General features: G+C 47.2%; 1 pseudogene. It reads right to left on the minus strand.

Annotation, left to right across the window (positions count from 1 at the left end):
- Positions 1-509: pseudogene (locus R7Q48_RS31390) on the minus strand (TonB-dependent receptor domain-containing protein); the annotation flags it as partial.

Here is a 509-nt window from a genome sequence, read left to right on the forward strand (position 1 = left end):
TGTGGAAGGCGGTTAACGTCACATCAAGACCAGAATCACCTTGGTAAAGCACACTGATTTCTTTGTTCAGTGAAGTTTCCGGATCCAAATCTGGGTTACCATAAATATTGCCGCCACCACTGACTTGCGCCCAACCTGGGGTAATTTCACGTAACTGAGGAGAGCGGAAGCCTGTCGCCACACCGCCTTTGACCGTCCAAGAAGAATCAACACGCAACACACCCTACACTCTCGGGCTAACATGCGCGCCGTAGTTTTCATCGTGATCCAAACGACCACCTAATGTCAGACTAAAAGGTTCTGCGATCTTCCATTCATCTTCGATGAACACAGCCCATTGTGTATTTGATGCTTTCGTTTTAGATGATGCTTTGTTAGACGTAAAATCTTCCAACTCGGCATGCGTCGCATCGACACCAGTTGTCAGAGTATGCGCGCCCAGCCCTTTAACTACGCTGGATTTAAACGTGGTATTTACAATGGTCATTTCGCGAGATTTGTTTTCACTC

Source organism: Vibrio sp. 378, assembly GCF_033339435.1.